Source organism: Psychrobacter sp. S1-30-MNA-CIBAN-0213 (genome assembly GCF_040309845.1).
In the GTDB taxonomy this organism is placed as follows: Bacteria; Pseudomonadota; Gammaproteobacteria; order Pseudomonadales; family Moraxellaceae; genus Psychrobacter.
The window spans coordinates 1-244 of the sequence record NZ_JBEOPE010000153.1 but is presented as its reverse complement, the minus strand read 5'-3'; the positions used below and the strand labels follow the sequence as shown (position 1 = coordinate 244).

The window sequence follows — 244 nt, the reverse complement described above, 5'->3', positions numbered from 1 at the left end:
ACGCAGAAGATCGCGGGTTCGATTCCCGTCGAGACCGTTTATGCGGGTGTAGTTTAGTGGTAAAACCTCAGCCTTCCAAGCTGATGATGGGAGTTCGATTCTCCTCACCCGCTTTTTTTATGGGCCTATAGCTCAGCTGGTTAGAGCGCACGCCTGATAAGCGTGAGGTCGATGGTTCGAGTCCATTTAGGCCCATTGCACCAAGTTTTTCTTGGATGTATAACAGCATATATGTGGTTTGGGG

At 49.6% G+C, this 244-nt stretch carries 2 tRNA genes; both read left to right on the top strand.

Features of this window, described 5'->3' with window-relative positions:
* The first annotated feature begins 42 nt into the window (after window positions 1-42).
* Window positions 43-113, top strand: a tRNA-Gly gene (locus AAEY87_RS14320).
* Window positions 114-121: 8 nt separating this feature from the next.
* Window positions 122-195 (top strand) — tRNA-Ile (locus tag AAEY87_RS14315).
* Window positions 196-244: the final 49 nt, after the last annotated feature.